General features: G+C 52.8%; 26 protein-coding genes and 1 pseudogene. 10 read left to right on the forward strand and 17 right to left on the reverse strand.

The features are described 5' to 3' along the window. Positions 1-21: 21 nt before the first annotated feature. Entirely contained in the window at positions 22-981 is a 960-nt protein-coding gene (locus ACQKE4_RS02045; RefSeq protein ID WP_427386663.1) for a sodium-dependent bicarbonate transport family permease, read from the forward strand. Here the strand turns inward: ACQKE4_RS02045 and ACQKE4_RS02050 are convergent. Next, a complete protein-coding gene (locus ACQKE4_RS02050) occupies positions 954-4,136 on the reverse strand; it encodes an efflux RND transporter permease subunit (protein ID WP_427386664.1) in 3,183 nt (1,060 codons plus the stop codon). The two genes, ACQKE4_RS02045 and ACQKE4_RS02050, sit on opposite strands and share 28 nt — an antisense overlap. Before the next feature lie 6 nt (positions 4,137-4,142). Next, the gene (locus ACQKE4_RS02055) at positions 4,143-5,345 is read right to left on the reverse strand and encodes an efflux RND transporter periplasmic adaptor subunit (protein ID WP_427386665.1); all 1,203 of its coding nucleotides are present in this window, start codon (positions 5,343-5,345) and stop codon (positions 4,143-4,145) included. A gap of 397 nt (positions 5,346-5,742) precedes the next feature. Here ACQKE4_RS02055 and ACQKE4_RS02060 point away from each other — a divergent pair, with 397 nt between their 5' ends. After that, on the forward strand, positions 5,743-6,702 hold the full coding sequence (locus ACQKE4_RS02060; RefSeq protein WP_427386666.1) for an AraC family transcriptional regulator: 960 nt from the start codon (positions 5,743-5,745) through the stop codon (positions 6,700-6,702). A 64-nt stretch (positions 6,703-6,766) separates the two neighbouring features. Here the strand turns inward: ACQKE4_RS02060 and ACQKE4_RS02065 are convergent, their stop codons facing one another. Then, on the reverse strand, positions 6,767-8,113 hold the full coding sequence (locus ACQKE4_RS02065; protein WP_427386667.1) for a diguanylate cyclase domain-containing protein: 1,347 nt from the start codon (positions 8,111-8,113) through the stop codon (positions 6,767-6,769). A gap of 595 nt (positions 8,114-8,708) precedes the next feature. Here ACQKE4_RS02065 and ACQKE4_RS02070 point away from each other — a divergent pair. Further along, positions 8,709-9,269: a manganese efflux pump MntP family protein gene (locus ACQKE4_RS02070; RefSeq protein ID WP_427386668.1), complete on the forward strand. Its 561-nt coding sequence runs from the start codon at positions 8,709-8,711 to the stop codon at positions 9,267-9,269. A 22-nt stretch (positions 9,270-9,291) separates the two neighbouring features. Here ACQKE4_RS02070 and ACQKE4_RS02075 read toward each other — a convergent pair whose 3' ends face one another. Both ACQKE4_RS02075 and ACQKE4_RS02080 read right to left on the reverse strand, forming a co-directional pair. Then, complete coding sequence (locus ACQKE4_RS02075) at positions 9,292-9,891, reverse strand: SIS domain-containing protein (RefSeq protein WP_427386669.1); 600 nt, start codon at positions 9,889-9,891, stop codon at positions 9,292-9,294. A 52-nt stretch (positions 9,892-9,943) separates the two neighbouring features. Continuing rightward, positions 9,944-10,792 carry a LysR family transcriptional regulator gene (locus ACQKE4_RS02080; protein ID WP_427386670.1) on the reverse strand — a complete coding sequence of 283 codons (849 nt, stop codon included), beginning with the start codon at positions 10,790-10,792 and terminating at the stop codon, positions 9,944-9,946. A 142-nt stretch (positions 10,793-10,934) separates the two neighbouring features. On the opposite strand from ACQKE4_RS02080, the gene ACQKE4_RS02085 reads away from it, so the two are divergent. Then, positions 10,935-11,633, forward strand: a complete 699-nt coding sequence (locus tag ACQKE4_RS02085; protein WP_427386671.1) for an FMN-dependent NADH-azoreductase — start codon at positions 10,935-10,937, stop codon at positions 11,631-11,633. Positions 11,634-11,823: 190 nt separating this feature from the next. Here the strand turns inward: ACQKE4_RS02085 and ACQKE4_RS02090 are convergent, their stop codons facing one another. The 5 genes from ACQKE4_RS02090 to ACQKE4_RS02110 all read right to left on the reverse strand — a co-directional run bounded on the left by ACQKE4_RS02090 (position 11,824) and on the right by ACQKE4_RS02110 (position 15,368). Then, positions 11,824-12,147: a DUF899 family protein gene (locus tag ACQKE4_RS02090; RefSeq protein WP_427386672.1), complete on the reverse strand. Its 324-nt coding sequence runs from the start codon at positions 12,145-12,147 to the stop codon at positions 11,824-11,826. 387 nt (positions 12,148-12,534) lie between these two features. Continuing rightward, positions 12,535-13,311 carry an aminoglycoside adenylyltransferase family protein gene (locus ACQKE4_RS02095; RefSeq protein ID WP_427386673.1) on the reverse strand — a complete coding sequence of 259 codons (777 nt, stop codon included), beginning with the start codon at positions 13,309-13,311 and terminating at the stop codon, positions 12,535-12,537. Positions 13,312-13,408: 97 nt separating this feature from the next. After that, entirely contained in the window at positions 13,409-13,813 is a 405-nt protein-coding gene (locus ACQKE4_RS02100) for a VOC family protein (protein ID WP_427386674.1), read from the reverse strand. A gap of 258 nt (positions 13,814-14,071) precedes the next feature. Next, positions 14,072-14,704 (reverse strand): hypothetical protein, encoded by a 633-nt coding sequence (locus ACQKE4_RS02105; RefSeq protein ID WP_427386675.1) that lies wholly within the window; start codon positions 14,702-14,704, stop codon positions 14,072-14,074. Between the two features lie 226 nt (positions 14,705-14,930). Continuing rightward, positions 14,931-15,368 (reverse strand): GFA family protein, encoded by a 438-nt coding sequence (locus tag ACQKE4_RS02110; RefSeq protein WP_427386676.1) that lies wholly within the window; start codon positions 15,366-15,368, stop codon positions 14,931-14,933. A 169-nt stretch (positions 15,369-15,537) separates the two neighbouring features. Here ACQKE4_RS02110 and ACQKE4_RS02115 point away from each other — a divergent pair, with 169 nt between their 5' ends. From ACQKE4_RS02115 to ACQKE4_RS02130, 4 genes are read left to right on the forward strand one after another with little or no spacing between them, the layout of a single operon-like run. Then, a complete protein-coding gene (locus ACQKE4_RS02115; protein ID WP_427386677.1) occupies positions 15,538-16,359 on the forward strand; it encodes an aldo/keto reductase in 822 nt (273 codons plus the stop codon). Positions 16,360-16,396: 37 nt separating this feature from the next. Beyond that, a complete protein-coding gene (locus ACQKE4_RS02120; protein WP_427386678.1) occupies positions 16,397-16,810 on the forward strand; it encodes a hypothetical protein in 414 nt (137 codons plus the stop codon). After that, positions 16,807-17,766: an aldo/keto reductase gene (locus tag ACQKE4_RS02125; RefSeq protein WP_427386679.1), complete on the forward strand. Its 960-nt coding sequence runs from the start codon at positions 16,807-16,809 to the stop codon at positions 17,764-17,766. The genes ACQKE4_RS02120 and ACQKE4_RS02125 overlap by 4 nt, the downstream gene beginning before the upstream one ends. Beyond that, entirely contained in the window at positions 17,763-18,434 is a 672-nt protein-coding gene (locus tag ACQKE4_RS02130; RefSeq protein ID WP_427386680.1) for an MFS transporter permease, read from the forward strand. Before ACQKE4_RS02125 ends, ACQKE4_RS02130 begins: the two co-directional genes overlap by 4 nt. Before the next feature lie 27 nt (positions 18,435-18,461). Here the strand turns inward: ACQKE4_RS02130 and ACQKE4_RS02135 are convergent, their stop codons facing one another. The 3 genes and pseudogenes from ACQKE4_RS02135 to ACQKE4_RS02145 form a co-directional block, all read right to left on the reverse strand. Further along, positions 18,462-18,776, reverse strand: coding sequence for a CcdB family protein (locus ACQKE4_RS02135; RefSeq protein WP_427386681.1), 315 nt, complete (start codon positions 18,774-18,776; stop codon positions 18,462-18,464). Next, a complete protein-coding gene (locus ACQKE4_RS02140; RefSeq protein ID WP_427386682.1) occupies positions 18,776-19,021 on the reverse strand; it encodes a type II toxin-antitoxin system CcdA family antitoxin in 246 nt (81 codons plus the stop codon). Before ACQKE4_RS02140 ends, ACQKE4_RS02135 begins: the two co-directional genes overlap by 1 nt. Positions 19,022-19,099: 78 nt before the next feature. Beyond that, positions 19,100-19,468 (reverse strand): annotated as a pseudogene (locus ACQKE4_RS02145) (transposase); the annotation flags it as partial. A 204-nt stretch (positions 19,469-19,672) separates the two neighbouring features. Here ACQKE4_RS02145 and ACQKE4_RS02150 point away from each other — a divergent pair. Both ACQKE4_RS02150 and ACQKE4_RS02155 read left to right on the forward strand, forming a co-directional pair. Then, positions 19,673-19,957, forward strand: a complete 285-nt coding sequence (locus ACQKE4_RS02150; protein WP_427386683.1) for a type II toxin-antitoxin system RelB/DinJ family antitoxin — start codon at positions 19,673-19,675, stop codon at positions 19,955-19,957. Positions 19,958-19,990: 33 nt separating this feature from the next. Further along, entirely contained in the window at positions 19,991-20,212 is a 222-nt protein-coding gene (locus ACQKE4_RS02155) for a type II toxin-antitoxin system YafQ family toxin (RefSeq protein WP_427386691.1), read from the forward strand. A 333-nt stretch (positions 20,213-20,545) separates the two neighbouring features. On the opposite strand, the gene ACQKE4_RS02160 is transcribed toward ACQKE4_RS02155, so the two are convergent. The 4 genes from ACQKE4_RS02160 to ACQKE4_RS02175 all read right to left on the reverse strand — a co-directional run. After that, positions 20,546-21,460, reverse strand: coding sequence for a nucleotide disphospho-sugar-binding domain-containing protein (locus ACQKE4_RS02160; protein ID WP_427386684.1), 915 nt, complete (start codon positions 21,458-21,460; stop codon positions 20,546-20,548). Beyond that, entirely contained in the window at positions 21,370-21,789 is a 420-nt protein-coding gene (locus ACQKE4_RS02165; protein ID WP_427386685.1) for a hypothetical protein, read from the reverse strand. Before ACQKE4_RS02165 ends, ACQKE4_RS02160 begins: the two co-directional genes overlap by 91 nt. After that, on the reverse strand, positions 21,737-22,108 hold the full coding sequence (locus tag ACQKE4_RS02170; protein WP_427386686.1) for an addiction module antidote protein: 372 nt from the start codon (positions 22,106-22,108) through the stop codon (positions 21,737-21,739). The genes ACQKE4_RS02165 and ACQKE4_RS02170 overlap by 53 nt, the downstream gene beginning before the upstream one ends. 3 nt (positions 22,109-22,111) lie before the next feature. Further along, positions 22,112-22,476: type II toxin-antitoxin system RelE/ParE family toxin (locus tag ACQKE4_RS02175; RefSeq protein WP_427386687.1), on the reverse strand; the 365-nt coding region annotated here is incomplete at its 5' end.

Genomic DNA, 22,476 nt, shown 5'->3' on the forward strand with positions numbered 1-22,476 from the left:
ACCCCTTTAAGGAGAAAAGCCGTGCCGGATATTGTGGTCATGTTCTTTGTGCTAGGTGTAGTTGCCGGTGTGGTGCGTTCAGACCTCAGTATCCCTAAAGCCGCTTACGATATTTTAAGCCTGCTGCTCATGCTGACGATCGGCCTTAAAGGCGGCATGGCGCTTCATGGTAGTTTGAGCCTATCGTTGCTGATCGAACTGGCTGGCGTCACCTTACTTGGGATCATCATTCCACTGATTATCTTTCCGGTGGTTCACTATTTGGTGCGGCTCTCCATTGCCGACAGCGCCAGCCTTGCGGCCCACTACGGCTCCGTTAGCGCCGGTACGTTCGCCGTGGCCCTGGCGTACACCGAAGCGCATAATCTGGTGACCGGCGGACAGGTGACGCTTTATCTGGTACTGCTTGAGCTCCCGGCCATCATGCTGGGCCTGTTGCTTTACAGGCGCTTCAGCCGTGACAAAACCACCGACCCAACATCAGCACCGATCAAAACATCCGGACTGTGGCACGAGACCCTCACCAATCGTGGCGTGATTCTGCTGGTGGGTGGGGTACTTATTGGTTGGCTATACGGCCCCGATGCGGGTGAGTCGGTGACTGGCCTGTATACCAAAGCCTTCCATGGCATTCTGGCGCTGTTCCTGTTGGAGATGGGCCTGGTCGCAGCAGAAACACTGCGCAGCCTGCGTTGGGGGCATAGCCGCTTGATCATGTTCGCGCTAACGGCGCCTATCTTGCTCTCTTGCTTCGGCCTGGGGATGGCCTACTGGCTGGGGCTACCCGCTGGTTCGGCGGTTATTTTGGCAAGCCTTACCGCCAGCGCCTCTTACATTGCCGCGCCCGTCGCCATTCGCGCCGCCATTCCAGAGGCCAACATTGGGCTTGCCATGCTGGCCTCACTGGGGCTCACCTTCCCCTTCAACGTGCTGATCGGTATTCCGCTCTATCATCAACTCTGGGGTTGGCTGGCGGGTTGAGCGCTAACATCAAGGGTACCGCTGTGATGGCTGACAAGCGGGCCAGCTAGCTTACGCAGCGCCACGTAGAACACCGGTGTGAGGAATAAACCGAACATGGTCACACCAATCATGCCGGCAAACACGGCGGTACCCAGCGCAGCCCTTACTTCAGCCCCCGCTCCTGTGGCAATCACAGAGGGCAGCACGGCAGCCGTGAAGGCAATTGAGGTCATGATGATAGGCCGCAACCTTAAACGGCAGGCTTCCAGGGCCGCATCTACTATGCTCATGCCCTGCAGTTCCAGCTCCCGGGCGAACTCCACGATCAGGATAGCGTTCTTACATGCCAGCCCAATCAGCACGACCAGCCCTACCTGCACGAAGATGTTGTTATCGCCACCACCAAACCAAACGCCGATCAGCGCCGCCAGCATCGACATAGGTACAATCAAAATTACTGCTAACGGCAGCGTCCAGCTCTCGTAAAGCGCGGCCAATACCAGAAATACCAGTAGGATCGACAGCGGGAAGACGATCATCGCCGCATTACCCTGAGTGGATTGCTGGTAGCTCAGGTCGGTCCACTCCAGCACCATGCCTGGAGGTAACACCTCTTCCGCCAGAGCGTTAATAGCATCCATCGCCTGGGCTGAAGAGAGTACACGGGGGTCAAACTCGCCAGCCAGATCCGCCGCCGGGTAGCCGTTGTAACGTAACACCGGGTCTGGGCCGAAGGTTTGCCTGATATCCACCATCGTGCCAATCGGCACCATTTCCCCCTGGTCATTGCGGGTGCGCAGCCGGGCGATATCTTCCACGCTGGTCCGGTAAGGGGCGTCTGCCTGGGCAATCACCTGCCAGGTGCGTCCAAAGCGATTGAAGTCATTGACATAGGTCGAACCAAGATAGGTCTGAAGAGTGTCGAATAGCTCGGTTAGCGGCACGCCTTGGGCTTTGGCTCTCAGTCGATCCACCTCTGCATCCAACTGCGGCACGTTAGACTGATAGCTGCTAATCGGAAAGCCCATGCCCGGCGTTTGCGCAATCGCGCCCTGAAGCTGGTTAAGTGCCTCCTGCAATGCCCCATAGCCAAGATTACCGCGATCCTCGATAAACAGCTGGAAACCGGAACCATTGCCCAGCCCGAGAATCGGCGGCGGCATAAACGAGAATGCAAAGCCCTCTTTCAAACCGCCAATGCCTTGGTTGATTCGAGCGTTTATTTCCGCAGCACTCAGGCTGCGCTCACCAAAAGCGCTGAGAGTCAGGAAGGCCAACCCAGTATTGGAGGTGTTCGTGAACTGCAGCGCATTCAAGCCAGGAAAGGCAATGGCGTGTTCCACACCTTCAGTCTCCATGGCAATATCCACAACATCCTGAAGCATCTGGTCGGTTCGCTCCAGCGAGGCTCCCTCAGGCAGAATGACGCCCGCAATTAGGTAGAGCTTGTCTTGCACGGGAATAAACCCAGGCGGCACCGCCTTGAACATCACGCCGGTGCCCAACAGCAGCAGTGCGTAGACCAAGAATACTGCGCCACGATGCTTCAGCGAGCGGGCCACGCCACTTTGGTACTTAGTAGAGCTGGCGTTAAAAAAGCGATTGAAGGGGCGAAAGATCCAACCGAACAGTTTATCGATCACCCGCGTGAGTCGATCTTTAGGCGCGTTGTGGGGTTTGAGCAACATCGCCGCCAGCGCAGGTGACAGGGTCAGCGAGTTAATCGTGGAGATGACCGTAGATATTGCAATCGTCACCGCGAACTGCCGATAGAACTGACCGGTCACCCCCGACAGGAAGGCCATGGGGATAAACACCGTACACAGCACCAGCCCCACGGCGATAATAGGCCCGGACACTTCCCGCATAGCCTGATGAGCGGCGGCTTGGGGCTTTAGGCCCTCCTCAATGTTCCGCTCGACGTTTTCCACCACCACGATGGCGTCGTCCACCACGATGCCGATGGACAGCACCAAGCCAAACAGGGTCAACGTGTTAATAGAGTATCCCAGCAGGTAGAGTGCTCCAAAGGTGCCGATCACCGATACCGGCACCGCCAGCAATGGGATGATAGAAGCTCGCCAGGTCTGCAGGAATAGCGTGACCACCAACACCACCAGCAGCACGGCTTCCAGTAGAGTGGCTATCACTGACTTTATAGAGTCATTAACAAAGATCGTGGTGTCGTAGACGGCTTCGTACTCAACACCTTCAGGAAACTGCTCGGACAGCTCCTCCATGGTGGCAATCACCTGCTCGCGAATCTCCAGCGCATTGGCACCCGGTGCCTGGAATATTCCCACACCAACCGCGTTGTTGCCGTCCAACTGCGAGCGCAGCGTATAGTCTCCGGCGCCCATTTCCAGCCGAGCTACATCCGCAAGCCTGAGTATCTCGCCACTGTCGCCGCGGCTCAGCACGATGTCACCAAATTCTTCCACCGTTTCCAGCCGCCCACGGGCGTTAATCAGGGTGAGAAAATCGCTATCTGCGATGGGTTCGGCGCCCAACTGCCCAGCGGACACCTGGACGTTCTGCTCTCGCATAGCCCCAACTACATCGCTGGCCGTCAGGCCGCGGGCAGCGATCCGACCGGGATCTAGCCATGCGCGCATGGCGTAGTCACCTCCGCCGAAGATTTGCGCATCCCCTATCCCTTCAAGCCGGGCGAGACGGTCTCGCACATTCAGCCGCACATAGTTGCGCAAATAGAGGGTGTCGTATTCACCGCTGGGCGAGGTTAGGTGAACGACCATCAGAAACGTCGGCGACTGCTTCTGGGTAGTGACACCTTGACGACGCACGGCTTCCGGCAGCCGGGCCTCGGCCTGGCTGACGCGGTTCTGTACCCGAACGGCGGCCTGCTCAGCATCGGTACCAGGACGGAAGGTGATGGTCATTTGCAGCACGCCGTCAGAACCCGCAACGGACTTGAGGTACATCATGTCCTCAACGCCATTAATGGCTTCTTCCAGCGGCGTGGCGACCGTCTCAGCGATCTCCTGCGGGTTGGCGCCGGGATACACCGTACGCACCACCACGGAGGGCGGCACGACATCCGGGTACTCGCTAATCGGCAGATTGGGAATGGAGATTAGCCCCACCGCCAGAATAATGATCGACAGCACCGCCGCAAAAATCGGTCGGTCCACGAAGAAACGGGAGAAGTTCATGACGGTTTACTCTTCCCTGGCAGCAATGGTGGGCTGGTCGTCGGAAATAGGGGCATCAGCCGCCGGGGCGGCCGCTACGCTTTGCGGGCTCACTTCCATTCCTGGGAAGAACACTTTTTGCACGCCATTGACGATCACTCGATTACCCGGTTGTAGCCCATCGGTGATAACCGTTCGTTCTGCCACTTGGCGCCCTGTGGTTACCTGGCGCTGCTCTGTCAGGTTATTCTCATCGACGACATAGACGTAGCGGCGATCCTGGTTGGTCAACACTGCCTTACGATCTAGCAGTAATGCTTGCTCTAAACGAGCGACCGGCATTTCGACCCGTGCAAACTCTCCAGGCCGTATGCGGCCATCCGGGTTGGCCAGCACCGCCCGGAATTGCAGGGTGCCCGTATTGGGGTTTAAGCGATTGTCGATAAAGTCCAGGGTGCCCGTGTACTGCCGCTGCGGGTCGCCGCCCAGTTCGATTATCAGGTTATTCGACTCCCCGTTGCTCAGTAATGCATGGCTGGCAAACGCGGCCTGCTCATCTGCTTCAAAGTAAACGTGTACCGGATCAATGGTGACCAGCGTAGTCAGCAGGCTCTGATCGGCATTGGCCAAATTGCCCCGGGTCACCATTGCCCGACCGGTACGGCCACTCACCGGCGCGGTCATGCGGGTGTACTCAAGGTCTAGCTCAGCGGTATCTAATGCCGTTTGGGCAGCATCCACCATGGCGCGGGTATTATTAAGGGCCGATTGACGTTGGTCATGCACCTCTTGGGAAATGGCCTGACGCCCCAGCAACACCCGGGCGCGCTCGGCTTCGCTACCAGCCTGAGCCAGTTGGCTCCTGGCTTGGACAAGATCTGCCTGGGAGGCGCTAACGCGGGCCTGATATGGCCGCTGATCAATCAGAAACAGCAGGTCTCCCTGCTCTACTAGTTCGCCCTCTTCAAACGCCACCTCCTGGATATAGCCGCTCACCCGGGCTCTTAACTCCACCGTTTCAGCGGCTTCCACCCGACCGGTGAACGATTCGCTCAGCACTACTGGCTGAGCAATTATTTCCGTTACGTCAACTTCCGGTGGCGGAGGGGGCGAAGTCGTAGCCGCCTCCTGACTCTTGGCCTCGCACCCGGCCAATAAGGCCATTACCAGCAGGAACGGGATCACCGCCCGGCTGCTTGCAAAGCGGGCTCTTTGAAACAGACTTCCCATGATGACTTGCTCCCATAGCTACCGTCATCCGGTAGCGGCGTTCGTTATATAGATGGGTATCGCGTTGGTAGTTATATAGTCGGTTAAGCAGCACCAGATTCGACTAGCGACCAAACGCTGGTCAGATATCAGCTAACATAGGTGAAGGAAGAGCTTGGGAGGTATCAGGTTCCTGCGGGAAAATTGCCTAATTCTGTCGTGGCAAGTGGAAGGGGTAACCAGACGTGGGTGGCGAGTTACGCCCCACTTCGGTGCATAGGCATGATGACAACGTGATGACTCTTAGTGCTCCTTGTCGGTTTCTACGCAGTGCTTGCCTAATTCTGCAAAACCAAGTGAAAAGCCTTCGATTCCTTGAACGAAGGCCTATACTGCGAACTGTTAAGGAGGAGAGCCCGTGACCGTTATCGCCCCTGACCAGATCACCCATTTCAGCGGCAGCCTGCCGCAGCAATTGAGCCAAGTCGTTCGTCGTTGGTCGCCCCTGGAAGAACTGCAGGATACGGCGATTGCCGAGGTGCAACTGGTGCGTGCTGATGCCCCTACCAGCTTTCATTGTGCTGTTTATGAGCCTTGCCTGTGCTTTGTCATTCAGGGCAGCAAGACCGTGTTACTGGGAGACAAGGAGATTGTCTACACCGGCCCCAGTTACATGGCGAGCGCCGTTCACCTGCCGGTGGTAGGCAGAATTGACCATGCCACCCCAGAAAAGCCTTACCTCGCAGTCAAGGTCTCGGTGGATCCTCAAGAAGTAGCGGGACTGATACTGGAATTGGACGACAAAGCGCCGTCTACCGGGAATGATGCTATCTGCTCCGAGATGGATTGCGGCTTAAAATCCGCGCCCATGGATGCACGTATGCAGGGCGCGCTCTATCGACTTTTAAGCCTGCTCGACTCACCAGACGATATTAAAGTGCTTTCACCCCTGGCCCGACGAGAGCTGATCTATCGGGCTCTCATGGGCGAAATGGGGCCTCACATGCGCCGCTTTGCTGCCTCGGACTCCCAGGCCAATCGGATTGCGCAGGTCATCTATGCCTTGAAAGAGCATTACACTCAACCGCTTAAGATCCGTGAGCTGGCTGCCGCCGCCAATATGAGCGAATCGACGCTTTATCACAGCTTCCGCCAAGTCACCCGTATGTCGCCTCTGCAGTACCAAAAGAAACTGCGCCTGCACGAAGCACGGCGGTTAATGTTAGCCGAGGGACTCGAAGCGGCCACCGCCAGTTATCGAGTAGGTTATGAAAGCCCTTCGCACTTCAGCCGTGAATACAGCCGCATGTTCGGCGCGCCACCGCGGGCAGACGTTAGCCAGTTGCGCGGCGCAAGGGTAGCGGCCCTGCCTGCTTAGTCAGCAGCAATGTTGGCATCTAATAAAATAGGTAAAGAAGGATGTTCACTGTGCAGGTAGGCAATCATTGTTCAATTAAGGTATCCAACTTTTCAAACGTGTCGTAAAAAAACATCTGATTAGAACCGGCTTTCTTGGCTTTATACATCGCCTGATCAGCCGCTTCTAACAATGCATCTGGGGTGGCAACGTCTCCAGGATAGAACGAGATGCCAATGCTGGCGGAAATCTGAATGCGCTGTTCCCCCAAATAAAATGGCATCGCCAAGGCATCAATGATCGTCTGCGCCACCCGTTCTATATCTTTGCGTTGATTAGCGCCGGTGAGAATCACGGTAAACTCATCCCCACCTAAACGAGCAACCGTATCGTTCGCCCGAACGCAGTCCATTAAGCGTTCTGCGACATCCGCAAGAATACGATCCCCCGCTTCATGGCCAAGCGAATCGTTGACGTCCTTAAAGCCATCTAGATCCATAAAGAGCAACGCGAGCGTCTGGCTACGGCGTTTCGCATGTTTGATTTCCTGTTCCAGTCGGTCCACAAAAAGTCGCCGATTAGGCAGACCTGTTAAAAGATCATAGTGGGCGTTATGCCATACTTTCTCTTCCGCTATGGCCTGCTCCGTAATATCCCGGGAAATACACACGGTTGCTTCAGTGTCTTGCTGTTCATCAAGGACGGGGGCAAGTAGATACTCGAACCGTTCACCCGACCCAGAAGCAAATCTATGTACAAACTTGCCGCGATAAGTCGATTGATCAGCAACGACCTTGTCCAGGTTGCGCTGAAAATCACTGGCAAACGAGAAGCCTAGATCAAACGTCGATTTACCGATGATCGTCTCTGGCTCCATCGCAAATAGATCTGCGGTGGCCTTGTTGACATAGATAAAGCGACCTTCAAGGTCGAGCACATAAATCGGGTCTGGCGATGCAAGCAAAATAGCACCGAACAGCCGGGTTTCCATCTCTTTAACAGTGGCGTACTTCTCTAATGATTCGGCGACGGCTTGATCGATTGCTTCATGGAAACGGGTGAGATCTTCTAGCCTTTGACCAGCCATCGAGGGATGCGCTTTACTCCAATGAGACACGACACTCGCCCGCAGCGCTCGAAACTCAGATACCGTTTCAATAACAGTAAAGCCGCTGGTCTGCCGATCCTCACCGTGCACTTCTGCCCAGGTCTCTTCCCCATCCTTTGGCGCAGGGCCTTTCGATTTAGCCGCCTGCCGAGTCTTGTCTTGCTGAGAATCAAGATCATCAGCAATCTCCAACAGCATTTCTCTAGCATGGTCGCGCAGCTCTTTCTTACCCATATTCTTAGCGTGGTAGAGGGTTTTGGAGAACGCCTCCCAATCTCTAAGAATCGACTCAATTTCAGCCCGAATAAACGCCGCTAATCGCATATTAAACCCTACTTGTTTAGATAAAATTAATAATAGAAGGGAACAAAGGAAACGTCCGTCTCATGCGGCTTTCCTCTTTTTTAGACACTGTTTCAACCATGCCCAACATGCTAGCGAAAACCGGCTGAAATTTAGGGCGCACATACTGTAACACGATCACTCAAGACCGTAACATTAATTCATCTATAGAGTGACTCACTCTAAGCACCTAAATAGTGATGCTTAATTTAATACACTCTTAATTTTTAAACCTTACCCATTATTTTAATATTTAAACTATGCTTATTAACTCAGATAACAACCAACTCCAAACTAAAAAATAAAGTAAAAAACCATCGCTAAAACCAATAAAAATTACACCAACAAGGCAACAAAATCAGCCAACACATACATTGTTAGCCAAGGCTATGTTAGTTCACTAATACAAACTTTATTTTCAACCACCTCACTTGCTTAAGCATTAAAACATGGTAGGATTCAGCGCTATCGAATACCCAATTTTTATACTCAGGTATGGCTTTTTTTCGTCATGCCTGAAGACTTATATGCGCGTTAATTTTTCAACAACAGTTTTCAGCAAGAGAATGGATACTCCATGACGCCCATCACGCTACTATTTCTGGCCGTGTCTATGTCTGCAGACGCCTTCGCCGCTTCTCTTAGTAAAGGCGCTGAGCTGCAAAAACCACGTTTCCGCCATGCTATCGGCATTGGATTGGTATTTGGCGTCATCGAAGCAATAACGCCAGTACTCGGCTGGGTTGCGGGTAAGGCATCACAGCAGTATGTCGAAGCGTGGGATCATTGGGTAGCCTTTACACTGCTGACCATTATTGGCCTACATATGATGTATGCCGCGCTCAAAAAAGAAGAAAAGGTAGAACATAAAAAGCAAACCCTCTGGCTGCTGGTGCTTACCGCCACCGCTACCAGCATTGATGCCATGGCCGTAGGCGCAAGCCTTGCCTTTATCGATGCCAACATTATCGCCACTAGCTTAGCTATTGGTCTCGCCACAACCGTAATGGCCTCTATGGGCACTTTCCTGGGCCACAAACTCGGCAAGTTTGTTGGTCACTGGGCAGAATTAATTGGCGGTGTTGTGCTGATCGGTATTGGCTTAGCGGTATTGGTGGAACATACGGCAGTTTTTTGAACAATTCACATAGACGATAAGGTCACACATCCATTCGATAATTTGACGGAAAGAAATGTCGCTCAACTAGCTCAATGAGGATATGTAGCACCTTGATATGTAGCTCTTGCACGCGATCTGCGTAGCTGCCAGCAGGTGTACAGATATAAACATCACTCAGTGCTTCTAGCTCCGGGCTTTGTCTACCTGATAAAACAATCACCTTTAAGCCCAGTGATTTCGCTGCACGAGCGGCAGCTAAAACATTTTTGCTTGTACCACTGGTGCTAAGCGCCAATAAGCAGTCGCCCTCACGACCATGCGCCTCAATGTAGCGCGAAAACACATACTCATAGCCTAGGTCATTTCCAACGCAGCTCATATGCCCAGGATCGCTGATAGCCGCAGCAGCAAGCGCCGCACGATCGCTGCGATAACGCCCAGTTAGCTCTTCAGCGAAGTGCATTGCATCGCACATTGAGCCTCCATTACCACACGAGTAGACGCGGCCTTTGCGCTCAAAAGTGGTAACTAACAATTCAGATGCGCGCTCAATGCTTTCAAGCGAGTCCTGATTGGATAGAAGGTTCTCAAGGGCATTATGTGCTTCATAGAGGCTGGCTTGTATGTGCTGAATTGACATCGTTTTCTCACTTTTTAGAGTGCTCGTTTAAGCAACCACAACTGACAAATTATTAATTAATACTAGCTCTCAGCCAGTCGACAAAGGTCTGCATTTTGGTGCTGTGCTGCCAGCTTTGTGTAGGGATGTAGTAACACAACCTAGAACCCACGCTTTGATGCGACATCGGCTGCAATGCTTTGGCTTTTACAAAATCAGAAACCAGTGTTTCGGAACAAAACACTAGCCCCCTACCCGCAATAGCTTCATATATGCCATAAAGCTCTTGGTCAAAATATCTTATTTCAGCGTTTTGAAGAGACCCATCATTTGCCAATAGCCATTCAGACCAGGGTGAATCCGGTAATTTGCGATTTTTCCATTTAGTCAGGTAAACAATATAAGGAGCGTGCTGTTGCATTGAGCGGATAAATGAAGAAGTTCCATATAGGTTAAAATACTCTCTTTTTAATAGGCTTGATTGTTCTACCAGACTTGCATCTCCCAAGCGAATAGAGAGGGTGGTGATTTTAGCTACTGCTGTTTCGCCTGTTGATACTTCAACATCAATATTTTGGTGGACATTATTAAAGTCATGCAACAGCGGGATTAGTACCAACGCAGCAAATGACGATGTTGTATCAATATTCAGCCGTGATGCATCTTGCTTTAGATTATCCAGTGCCCTTTGAATTTGCTGGAGGCCTGCGGTTGTTGCCTGCGCAAGCTGATGCCCCTCAACCGTTAAGATGACTTTGCGATTTTTTCGAGTAAATAGCGAAACCCCTAGCCTCTGCTCAAGATTGCTGATGTGGTGAGAAACACCCGCTGAGGTGATCGACAATTCCTCAGCAGCATCTTTAAAACTCCCAAGACGCGCTGCTGCTTCAAAAACTCTAATCGCCTGTAATGAAGCATTCACCACCAGCAACTCCCGATTTTGGTTATTACCAACAAGCTCAATAGATAAGTTTTACTCATCTATCCAGCCATTTTACTCATTTGTTTCCGAACCGGCAAAGATACAGCATAGCCTCTCCACACCGCCACTTTCTGAGGCTAAAATGCATACTTTACTTCACATAGACGCTAGCGTACGTAAGGCAGACAACTCAAATCCTGATCACAACTCAATATCTAAGCGCATTGCTATTCACTTTGTCGAAAAATGGAAATCACTTCGAAATACAGATAAGTATATCTATCGTGATATTGGATTGAACCCACCCGCTTTTATTGACCAAGAGTGGATAGGTGCCGTCTTCACACCCGATGATCGTAAAAGCCCTGAGCAGTGTGAAAAATTGGCTCTATCAAACCAGTTGTTCAGCGAGTTAGCTCAGGCGGATATCATTTTGATCTCCTCCCCCATGTACAACTATGGAATGCCCGCCCCTCTTAAAGCGTGGTTCGATCAGGTCATGCGCATCAATAAAACATTTAGCTTTGACTTAGCGCGGGGAGACTATCCCATTGAGCCTCTGTTATCAGGGAAAACGCTGGTTTTAGTGACCTCATGCGGAGAGTTTGGCTTTGGCCCAGGAGGAGAACGTGAACATATGAATCACCTGGGGCCTCATATCAGAACCTTAAGCCGATACTTGGGCGTAAAATCATTTTATGAAATAAGTTCTGAATACCAGGAGTTTGGGGACGAACGGCACCAAAAATCAGTAACAGATGCGCTTAATAGGGCGGGATTACTAGCGACTAAATTGGTCGGCGCTGACTCACACCCTGCAAACTCGCCATATTTAAAATGAGTGGAATCGCCAAGATAAACAACATTCGCTTTACATGGCGTGATAATCGTGAGGTAGCATAATCACTGGCTAGTAGTGATGTAAGCAGGAAGGCGTCTGGAAGCGGCAAAGGAGTGCCATGTAAGCGGCAACTACGCTTATGAATGTTATGCGCTTTCAGTTTCCCTTTAACTGGTTTATTTAGTTCAGCTTAATTCTTAAAGGTCATATTCGTCATGGCATCGGCCACCCAAGAGCATCCATCACATCCCGCTTTCCAGTCAGGTGCGTACATAAAGTGATAAACAATGAGTTGGCGGCGCCCTCCGAATAATTCGAGAAACGACGTAGTGCCATTGACGCCATGGAAATCGTAGTTCTTTTCTACTTTCACCATGGGCAACTTTCTACGCTCAGCGCTCAAAGCGTCGCGTGCACGGGTCAGTGCTTTCTCTTTTATAAGTAGCTGATTCAGCGCTACTTCCCACTCTTCTGAAGATACGATACTCGGCAGCGGCTGTTTAGTTGTCGCCATTACCTGACTCTCCTATGTATTCCATGAGCGGCGTTGAGCCGCGTCAGCACTGACAATCTTCGCCAAGACAGTGAAGAGCACTTACACTGCCAAGCGGCGGTGGTACGCATCGAGACATTTATGCCACGCTGGCCGATCGTGGCAGCGCATCAAGTAGGAAGTCACATTAGGGAACATATACACAGTAATCATCATCAATTCCCTCTCGAAAGCGGCTGCCCAAAACGGGGCTACGGCCGAATGACCGAACTATTACCTAGTCGTTCGAGAGTGAGCGAAATCGACAAGCTCCGATGTATTTTCTTATTCCCAATGGCCGCCACAAACAGCGTGATGAGTAAGCTTCTTTCAACAATATTCGTCCTTATCGTCAGAACCTTCTCGCTGTTAGATACCAAGACACGCCTCAATAGATTTTCGTAGACAACAGGTGAGCGTATTGAACTCCACCTGCCTCTCTTCCCATCGGTCCTCAATATTTCCGAGGTAACCTTGCTGAGCGTAGTTCAATAAATCAGCGTGTTCCTTTGCCAGTTGCCCTCCCGCCCACTCCGCTGCCGCATCTTTTGAAGCAATTTCGCCCGTTGCTGCCGTCAACCACATGCGAGACAAGGTCAAGACGACATTACGTTCATCACCTGCTATTTCCGCCAGTAGTGTTGGCAAAGAGTCACGAATTGCCCTTCGGACATCCGCTACTGGCACCGGCTCGAAAACCTCTGCAGCATTAGCGCCATAAAGCGGCAGGCTGTTATCGACCACCTTTTTCAGAACAATGGCAAGGTCAGGATCATAGGCTGGATTCGGCACGCTTCCTGCCTCGAACTCTTCGCGCAACCACTCGCCGTATACAAATTCTGCCCGAGGCGGAAACCGCCAGGGTACAACATCAGAGATCGTGATAACCGTCAGCTCTACGGGCCTAACAGAACGAGCATTTCCCATAGCTCCCGAAACCTTCATCAACTGAGCAACCAAAGATTTCCTCTGTTTAAAGGTTGGCGGGGCATCAACTGCCACCAGAATATCGACATCGCTATTACGCTTTAAGCCGCCCACAACAGCAGAGCCGAAAAGATAAATACCCACAACCGACTCGCCAAGCACGTCTTCAACGACGGACTGCGCTTGTTTCGCTTCATCTGGAATCACTGCATTCATCATCTTTTCTGACCTGTGGTCTTTTCGCCCTAACGACAAGGTTCAGTTGACCACATGACACCCAGCAGAATGCGAGGCGTCTGTCGCCATGTGTTGAGCATTACTTCGCATGATCGTAACCTCTATCAGCAAACGCTAGCAGACAGAATCCATTACCAAATGGATCGCTCATTCCCGCAAGTTTGCCCCAGGCGAACGACGTGATTTCCCCTTCCAGGGCAGCGCCCGCCGAAACGGCCTGCGTTACTGCCGCGTTAATATCTTCAACAATAAAATCCAGATGTACTGGTGTCCAATGGCGCTTGTAGTCACGTTGAAGGGAGGTACCGGGAGCAGCAGCGCTCGCATCAGGCTGCTCGATCAGGTAAATAGGGGCAGGCCCTCCGCCCATCTCTGCAACCGTATCGCCAAATAGCCGCCGAATGAGTTGTAAACCGAGGCCACTTTCGTAGAAGGAAATTGCTTTCCCAATCTCCTCCACATCTATATTTACGATGAACTGCATACACATCCTCAACGATCTACTCGACGCTGCGCGCAACAGTGGCTTTGAAGCAGAGACAAAGACATCCAAGCACCGCGCTTGATTAGCTGCTGCTTAGCATGTATGCCGCGAGGATTTAATATCTAGCCCCTGAAAGAGTCGATGCTTAATTTACTTATTGGAGAATTACTCGAACATCAGGGTCAGCGTAATATTGATTATGAATAACGTTACACTGACCCCAACTTTTAACGACTAATTTTTTTAACAACTAGCTCTTTAACGGCTAGCAAGCATCTTTCTGATTTCGTCATTCAGCTCTTTGAACACGTGCCGTGGGCTGACTTCATCAAGCATCTCGACGATTCGCTGGGTTTGCGCTACCGTCAAATCACGATTGCCGGTGATGCTTTCAAGCTTTACTTTCACCACGTGATCGCGAATATCATCTACTGACGCATGATTGGCAATCATGTCGGAGATGGTCTTGCTCGACTTGGCAAACTGAATAAAATCCTTATTTAACAGGTCGTAGGATAATTCGCCTTTACGATTGGTGTAGGTCTTAACTATCGCTTCATACTCAGCGCTATCCACCGTTGCCAATTCCTCAGCACTCTCCTCCTGGGTGCTGGCGTCCTCTTTTTCACCGCTGAGTTTGACTTTCCCGCGCCGTGAATAGGGCATGCCGGCCGTCAGTTCCATGACTTCCTTGAAAGCCTCAAGGGGGAACAGTTTCAGATCGGTATTATGTGAAGGATCGGGTTCTCCCGACTTGCGATTGAGGGTGGCGATCCCCGGTTGGCCGGTATCGTAGCGCATGATAACAATGCCGGAATGACCACCACGAAGTTTCTGGCGATAAGCAGCGGCTTCGATCGTAGATAGCTCAACCATTATGGTTCTGATCATAAAAATGTCCTTATATTTTGAGATTAGTACCAAACATTGGCCTATATAACGCTAAGCGCACCAGAATATTCAGCCCCAGATGCGCACGGCGTCCTTTAACCGTAGCAGAGTTCTCGATGGGGAGCGGGATTGGCTATCCATTTTCATCAACATCGAACTGGGTGGCATCGGGCTGGGGTACTTGCCCCACCTTTCCTTGCAACTGGCGCTCTGCTTGAGCCTAGGGTTAGGTGCCGTGGTAGGGACCGTCGCTGCTCTCCCTGGGGTACTGGCGGATGCTCGCATTGCTCGACTCCCAAGGCACTCTGTGTTCGAGCCACATCTCCCGACTTGGCGGGAACAGTTCTGGACGGTCTAGCGATAGAGTTGTGACGTCCATCATATCGGGATCATCCGCACTCACATAGGTAATGGGACTACCGCATTTGCCACAGAACGTGCGCTCGACGCCTGGAGACGAGGTAAATTGCTGCGGAGGATCGCCCAGCAGCTCGAAGCAGCCTCGGTTGACCGTGAGCCAACCTACGGAAGGCGCCGAGCTCGTTCTTCTGCAGGTATTGCAGTGACATATGATGGACAAAAGCGGAGGTCCAATGATGCGATAGCGCACCGCCGAACAAAAGCAACCACCCTCGGCAGTTTGGGGTCTGGATGGTTCTGTCATGATAGCTCTCCCCGGGGTGCGTTGAACCTGACGTGGTGGTAGCACGCCGCTGATAGTACCTCTCCAGAGTACTAGTAAGTTCTATCACTTCCATTCAACTAACTTATAGGAATGCGTAACGCTTTGCACAGCGGTGCCATTGGAATAGTGACAAAGGAGCTATAGAATTATGCAGACGATCAAGCTAGGCGGCGTAAGCGTACCCCGTATAGGCCAGGGCACCTGGCATATGGGCGAGAATGCCGGGCAGCGGCAGGCTGAGGTCAGGGCGTTGCGTGAAGGTCTCGATCTGGGCATGACGCTGATCGATACCGCGGAGATGTATGCAGAGGGCGGCGCAGAAGAGGTCGTTGGCCAAGCAATCCGCGGTCGGCGCGATGAAGTGTATCTGGTCAGCAAGGTCTACCCACACAACGCCAGCACCGAAGGTGTTCAAGCCGCCTGCGAGCGCAGTCTGCGACGATTGGGCACCGACACTATCGATCTCTACTTGCTGCACTGGCGCGGCCAGTACCCGCTGAGCGAAACAGTGGAAGCTTTTGAGCGGCTGCGTGAACAGGGCAAAATCCTGCGCTGGGGCGTGTCGAACTTTGATATTGACGACTTGTCAGAGCTCGACACGCCCGCTTGCACCACCAATCAGGTGCTCTACAACCCCGAAGCACGGGGCATTGAATACGACCTGCTGCCCTGGCAAGCACAACAAAACATGCCGCTCATGGCCTACTGCCCGATCGGGCAAGGTGGCGCACTATTGAAGGACGCCGCCCTACAACGCATCGCCGACAAACACAGCGCCACCACCGCGCAAGTCGCCCTCGCCTGGGCACTGCGCCATCCCGGCGTGTTTGCTATTCCTAAAGCCGTGAATCTGGATCACCTTAAACAGAACTGTGATGCAGATAATGTCAGACTCGACGACGATGATCTGGCACAAATCGACACCGCCTATCCCCCGCCAACGCGCAAGCACTCATTGAAGATGGTGTGAGGACGAACCATTAACGGCCCAGGAAAGGAGCGATGTCATGTCACTGCCCGCCCCACAACGAAATGCCTGGATCAGCTTTCTCGCCCACCTGCTGTTTATTCTTGCTGCGTGGACGCTGTTCATCAAATACCTGTTCCCCGTTGGCTATGCGCTGGCATACGGGGAACCTTGGCCACGTTATATCTATTGGGATCTCTGGCCAGTGGCCCACATCTGGCTAGGCTGGGCGCTGCTCGAACGGCCTCGCTATACGCGCGCATTGGCGGTGGGCATGTCTGTTATTGAAATCCTCATTATCTGTACCCTGTTCGCCCGTTTTCTCGCCGACCCCGAGTGGTCGATCTGGCGCACCAACTGGTTTGTGAATAAGGTGTTTGTGCTGACATGCTTTGTGCTGGTGTTGGCTGCCACGGTGCCGATTCAAAAAAACCTGAAGGAGCGACCGCTATGAGCTATCACATCAGGTATCGCATCAAGCATCGCATCACGCGCAGACAAATCCTTAAGCTCATGGGTGCCACGCTTGCCGCCATGATGTTGCCAAGCGTACCGCTGTTTGCCAATACCAGGGGGATACACCAGAAGGCCTTTGCGGGCACTGACAAAAAGCTGCCCGTGATTGGTATGGGAACCTGGCGCACCTTCAACGTTGGCAGCGACACGACGTTGCTCGATGCACGTACCGAGGTGGTTAAGGCATTTTTCGAGCATGGCGGTGGCCTGATCGACTCTTCGCCCATGTATGGCTCGGCCCCGGATGTAATGGGCTATGCCTTACAAGAACTCGGCACGCCCGAGAGCCTGTTTTCCGCAGAGAAGGTCTGGAGCCCCGCCGGTGGCTCATCCCGCGAGCAGGTGGCGGAGCTGAAAGAGCGCTGGAAGGTAGAGCACTTCGACCTGGTGCAGGTCCATAACCTGGCCGACTGGCGCGAGCACCTGGCAGCGCTGCAGGAGATAAAAGCCGAAGGCCTCATCTGTCATGTCGGCATTACCACCTCACACGGGCGCCGCCACAACGAAATTGAGCAGATCATGACGTCAGAGGATATCGACTTTGTTCAGCTCACCTACAACATCACCCACCGCGAGGCCGAAAACCGGCTACTGCCCCTAGCAGAAGAACGGGGCATCGGCGTAATCGCCAATCGGCCTTATGATGGCAGCAGCCTTATCCAGAACCTCAAGCGCCGTAACGCGCCATTGCCCGAGTGGGCACAGGAGGAATGTGGCTGCACAACCTGGGCGGACTTTCTGCTGAAGTTTATCGTCAGCCACCCTGCCATCACCTGCGCGATACCCGCCACCACCCAGGTCGAACATATGCACGAGAACATGCGCGCTGGCCACTCCCCCATGCCTTCGGCCGTTGCCCGGCAGCGGATGGCCGCCTATATCGAGTCATTATGAACGAGTGGACGAGCTACCAGCTGCAGGACTTTATTCCCTTCACTGCGGATGTTTACTTTCGTCTGCTGGAGCGCATGGGCGAAACCTTCTGGCCGTTGCATTTGCTAACCCTTGCCCTGGGCACCGCCACCCTTGTTCTGGCACTGAAACACCGCACGCGACTCGCCTGCCTGCTACCCGCCCCGCTGTGGGCCTTCGTCGCCGTCGCGTTTTTCATTCAGCACTATGCAGAGCTCAACTGGGCCGGGGGCTATGTTGGCTACGCTTTCATCGTCCAGGCTGTGCTGCTGGTAGTCATAGCGCTAACAGGGTGGGGAGTGGGTAACGCGCCACACGCAACAAAACCACCAGTTGCTATAGGCACAGCCATCACCCTCTTCGGCCTGATAGTAATGCCGCTGATGGCGCCGCTAAGCGGCGGTTCCTGGTACCAAGCAGAAGTGTTCGGCATACACGCCGACCCCACGGCGGTGACCACGTTGGGTCTGGTGCTTATCTTGCTCCGGGGCTTCGCTCTGTGGATCGCCGTCATCATTCCCGCGCTCTGGCTGATCGTTTCAGGCATGACTCTACAGGTGCTGGATTCCACGGGGGCCGCCGTGCTGTTCGCCGTACTGGTGATTGCGCTGGTTGGGCTAGCCTGGAAAAGCATCAAACCCAAGCGATAACGACACAGCACCGCACGCTACTGAAAATTATGACTTTTGGCATCCAAAGCCCAAAAACAACATGTCCAACGCCACGGAGATTTCATCCTGCTTCTCTGCAAGGCTACCAACGCCAGAGCGCAATTCACCTTCGGGTACAGCAGCCATATACTGAGTGGCCATTACTAGCTCCTGCCCCTCAATGCTAAATACAGGATTAAGCCGCTTGGCAGGGGACGGCGCGGTGGATTTGGGCAGCAGCGGCACAACAACGCGGATGTTCAAACCGCTGAGAAGGCCTGACTGAACGTCCAGCAGGTAGCCAGTCCCACCCTCATTTTCAAAAACGTCGAAACGAGCCATCAGAACTGACGGTGCCGTGCGAGAGGCAAACCGTTAGCTTCAACGTATGCGTTCGAGCTTGCCAGGGCGCTAGCATTTTCTTTCAGCCACTTCTCCTGCTTATGACGTTTCACAGCTTCCGCAATCCCCGCCTCTGCGGATCGTGAGACATTGATTCCCAAGCTTTTTGCCTCTTTGAGAAGAACACTATCTAGCGATAAGTTCGTTGGTTTTCGGGTGGATTTGGTAACTTCAGCAGCGTGCATGGTTCAATCCTCGCGCGGAACTATAAACTTATAATATGCGCATACTATTTGCGCAACAAGTTTGCGCTGCGGCAGACCTTGTTCGAACAGCGCTTCAATCTCATCGGCATGGCGACTGACGAAGCTGGCCAGTGTGGTGAAGTGGGGAACGGTATCGCAGGAAAGGGCTTTGAAAATGATATTGGTCTCACAGCACCACTGCATCTCGCGGCTGGAGGTGATGCCTTTGGAGTAGGCAAACAGGATGATCTTCAGCAGGATGGCTGGATCACAGGCCAGCCGACCTGTCGCGTCGTTGCGATACGTGGGATGGAAAACCGACAAGTCGAGTTTATGCTCGATCAGGTAATGCACTGCGTGCTCAAAGGTGCCGGGTTGGAATTGATCTTGGTAGTTGATCACCACCATGGCATTTTGATCGTGGTTATAAGGCTTGAAGCGCGGCATACTGACCGCTCCTCATCTGTTTTTCCGATTCTACTAAAACTTAGGCGTCAGCGGGGTTTTTCTACAGCCTCAACGCCGCCGCGCATGCGCGCGAACTTATGAGCGTCGCAGGGGCCGAAGGCCCCGAATGACGCGGTTTGTTATATGATATTCCAACTATGTGTTACAATTCCTTACATTGAAACACACTCTGGAATAATTACCATGAAAAGCGAAATGCTTAGCACACGCATAGATCATGACACAAAAGTTGCTTTTACAAACATTTGCGATGGTGTCGGGCTAAGCCCATCTCAGGCACTCAAGCTTTTTGCCCGTGCCGTCATCAATCATGGCGGTATACCTTTTGAGCTTAAAGCGCGTCAACCAAATGGAACAACTGCCGCTGCAATCAAAGAATTGGTTGAAGGTAAAGGCAAACAAAGCCCATCTATCGATGATATGTTCAACGAGTTGACCGAAGGCAAGGTTCGAAATGCTCACTCTTGAATATTCAACTCAATTTAAAAAAGATTTCAAAAAATTGCTAAAACGCCTATTCCTGACATTCTGAAAGTTGGGAATATCATCTCCCAGCACCAGCGCGGTGAATCACTCGCGCCAAAAAATGTTGACCATCCTCTCACTGGAAACTGGCTCGGCTTTAGAGATTGCCACATCAAGCCAGACCTCGGTTTAATCTACAGAATTGCTAATAACACCCTGCAACTTGCTCGAATTGGCTCTCACAGCGAAATTTTCTAGTTACACCAAAGATCACATAACGAGGCTGTAGAAAAACCCAATTTCAAGATACCTCTACTGCCTGCTGTCTTAATCTATTTTCCCGACCATCACGTTGACCGATTTTCTTAATACGGTTACTTCGACATTGATTCATCGTGCCGCCGCTCATAACTAAGGAGACTCTGAAAAAGTCACATGGAAGCTTGCCTGACACGTAACGCCGAACTAAGCCGCTGGCCGTAGCGTAGGTCAATCGGCTTGTGCGGTGTGTTATGCGTGGCCGAATCTTGCTGCCACTGGACTTGAATCGTGCAACTAAGACTTGTCGAAGGGCATAGAGGATATAGCGCCCTAAGCAGGTTGCCTCGACTCGGTGGTGTTGCCGAGAAGACGTTCGATCAGATCGGCAGCCTTCATTGCTCCACCACCCTCGTGCAGAGTCGCCGCAAGAGTGCGGGCCAAAGCTGTGTATGACGAATCGTCCAGCAGTGTCTCGACGGTTGTCCGTAGTTCCCTCGTGCTGATCTTCTGCCCACTAAGGTGTTGCCGCAGCACAAGACCCGCGCCCCGGTCCGCGACAGCCTGGCCGATAAGGAATTGCTCAACCTGCTGGGGGATCACGACCATCGGCACCTCGAAATGGAGCCCCTCCATCACACTGTTCATTCCGCCGTGCGTCACGAACACCGCCGCCTGCCGCAGCACCGCGAGTTGGGGCACGACGGCCCGCACCACTATGTTCGAGGACGCTGACTCAAAATCGCTGGGGTCCATGGCACGGCCGACGACCAGTAGCACGTTCGCAGGCAGCGTTGCGAAAGCATCGATGCAAGACCTGAAAAAGTCTTCGCCCCCACGGTGCAGTGTCCCCAGGGATACCAGCAACAGGGGAGTTTCGTCTTCAAGGAGGCGTTCGAGTTGCCGATCAATCTCCCCGGAGTGTGGCGCGGTATCGATGGAAGGGCCGACGAAGTGGCTACTCGCATCGCACCGGTCATCGGGAGATTGAATCCATGCAGGAATTGGGAAAATCGTTAGATCACCTCGGGCCGGGAATATCGGACTCGATGGCAGGAGGTCACGACCGGGGCTTCGCAGAAGCCGGCGTCGCGCGCCGAGGGTTCCCGGCAGAGAAGTCGCGGTCTCCCACGCTACGGCGAGAGGCTCGCGTACAGTCAAACTGCGGAACGCGGAGCGTTGACGAGGATCGTGGTCATAAGAGAGATCGCTGGACGGCGCAGACGGGTTGCGAGCATTCGCCCCCATAGGGCGTTCGAGTCGAACATGATCGCGTCCGGCGGGTTCTCCCGCAGTTCCGACTCCAGCAGCGGCAACAGCGTCTGCGTCGCCTCCAGTAGTCGCTGTACGACCTTCGCCGATCCGCCGTGAGCGTTGGCATCGGCAATTACTTTGGAGGAGATGGTCCCGTCGGGATAGGCGCGAAAGGTGGCCCCAGCCTGCTCGGCAACGGAGCGGAACTCCTCGGTGACGTAGAAAGTGACGTCGATGCCGCGCCGGACCAGTTCGCGGACTAGCGGTGCGCTAGGGTTGACATGGCCAGCTGCTGGCATGGCGATCATGACGATACGGATCATCGGCACCTCCGTGCGGGATTGTCTTATTAGCAGACGCTTGAATGGTTAACTGCAGACCAAGCGCTTTAGCAACTTTAGCTACGGTAGCAAAGGTAGGGTTACCTTCTGGTGATAATGCCTTATACAGCCCTTCCCGTGTCAGTCCCGCATCCCTCGCAAGTTGACTCATATTTTGCGCGCGAGCGACAACACTTAAAGCATGAACAATAAATGCCGAATCGTCACCGGCCTCTTCAATGCATGCCTCAAGATAAAGTTGGACATCTTCATGGGTTTTAAGATGTTCTGCTGAGTTCCAACGTTTAGTTTTAACGTTCATAGCCTATACCTCTAATTGCTTCGCAATTTCTTTGGCTTTAGCGATATCTGCTTGTTGAGAGCTTTTATCACCACCTGAAAGTAAAATCACAACAACAGGCCCCTTCTGAACAAAATAGACTCGGTAGCCTGGTCCGTAGAAAATACGGAGCTCGCTTATACCATCACCTACTGGCTCTACGTCCCCAAAGTGCCCCATCTCAACGCGATCGATACGCGCCTGGATCCTCGCTTTTGCTCTGCGATCCTTGAGAGAGTTAAACCATTTTGAGAAGTAAGCGTTCATTCCAAGACGTAGTTGACCTACTTCACGTCCCGGAGAGGTCTCAATAACTCCGGCGAGACCTTGTACTGCTTCCTGCCATCCTC

Origin of the sequence: Halomonas sp. NPDC076908, from assembly GCF_050269715.1 — a bacterium.
GTDB lineage: Bacteria > Pseudomonadota > Gammaproteobacteria > Pseudomonadales > Halomonadaceae > Vreelandella.

Bases quoted from the DNA above. Each gene is read 5' to 3' on its own strand.
- ACQKE4_RS02050 (WP_427386664.1), bottom strand. From the start codon at position 4,136: ATGAACTTCTCCCGTTTCTTCGTGGACCGACCGATTTTTGCGGCGGTG.
- ACQKE4_RS02055 (WP_427386665.1), bottom strand. From the start codon at position 5,345: ATGGGAAGTCTGTTTCAAAGAGCCCGCTTTGCAAGCAGCCGGGCGGTG.
- ACQKE4_RS02065 (WP_427386667.1), bottom strand. From the start codon at position 8,113: ATGCGATTAGCGGCGTTTATTCGGGCTGAAATTGAGTCGATTCTTAGA.
- ACQKE4_RS02070 (WP_427386668.1), top strand. From the start codon at position 8,709: ATGACGCCCATCACGCTACTATTTCTGGCCGTGTCTATGTCTGCAGAC.
- ACQKE4_RS02075 (WP_427386669.1), bottom strand. From the start codon at position 9,891: ATGTCAATTCAGCACATACAAGCCAGCCTCTATGAAGCACATAATGCC.
- ACQKE4_RS02085 (WP_427386671.1), top strand. From the start codon at position 10,935: ATGCATACTTTACTTCACATAGACGCTAGCGTACGTAAGGCAGACAAC.
- ACQKE4_RS02090 (WP_427386672.1), bottom strand. From the start codon at position 12,147: ATGGCGACAACTAAACAGCCGCTGCCGAGTATCGTATCTTCAGAAGAG.
- ACQKE4_RS02095 (WP_427386673.1), bottom strand. From the start codon at position 13,311: ATGATGAATGCAGTGATTCCAGATGAAGCGAAACAAGCGCAGTCCGTC.
- ACQKE4_RS02100 (WP_427386674.1), bottom strand. From the start codon at position 13,813: ATGCAGTTCATCGTAAATATAGATGTGGAGGAGATTGGGAAAGCAATT.
- ACQKE4_RS02105 (WP_427386675.1), bottom strand. From the start codon at position 14,704: ATGATCAGAACCATAATGGTTGAGCTATCTACGATCGAAGCCGCTGCT.
- ACQKE4_RS02110 (WP_427386676.1), bottom strand. From the start codon at position 15,368: ATGACAGAACCATCCAGACCCCAAACTGCCGAGGGTGGTTGCTTTTGT.
- ACQKE4_RS02115 (WP_427386677.1), top strand. From the start codon at position 15,538: ATGCAGACGATCAAGCTAGGCGGCGTAAGCGTACCCCGTATAGGCCAG.
- ACQKE4_RS02120 (WP_427386678.1), top strand. From the start codon at position 16,397: ATGTCACTGCCCGCCCCACAACGAAATGCCTGGATCAGCTTTCTCGCC.
- ACQKE4_RS02125 (WP_427386679.1), top strand. From the start codon at position 16,807: ATGAGCTATCACATCAGGTATCGCATCAAGCATCGCATCACGCGCAGA.
- ACQKE4_RS02130 (WP_427386680.1), top strand. From the start codon at position 17,763: ATGAACGAGTGGACGAGCTACCAGCTGCAGGACTTTATTCCCTTCACT.
- ACQKE4_RS02135 (WP_427386681.1), bottom strand. From the start codon at position 18,776: ATGGCTCGTTTCGACGTTTTTGAAAATGAGGGTGGGACTGGCTACCTG.
- ACQKE4_RS02140 (WP_427386682.1), bottom strand. From the start codon at position 19,021: ATGCACGCTGCTGAAGTTACCAAATCCACCCGAAAACCAACGAACTTA.
- ACQKE4_RS02150 (WP_427386683.1), top strand. From the start codon at position 19,673: ATGAAAAGCGAAATGCTTAGCACACGCATAGATCATGACACAAAAGTT.
- ACQKE4_RS02160 (WP_427386684.1), bottom strand. From the start codon at position 21,460: ATGGGGGCGAATGCTCGCAACCCGTCTGCGCCGTCCAGCGATCTCTCT.
- ACQKE4_RS02165 (WP_427386685.1), bottom strand. From the start codon at position 21,789: ATGATCCGTATCGTCATGATCGCCATGCCAGCAGCTGGCCATGTCAAC.
- ACQKE4_RS02170 (WP_427386686.1), bottom strand. From the start codon at position 22,108: ATGAACGTTAAAACTAAACGTTGGAACTCAGCAGAACATCTTAAAACC.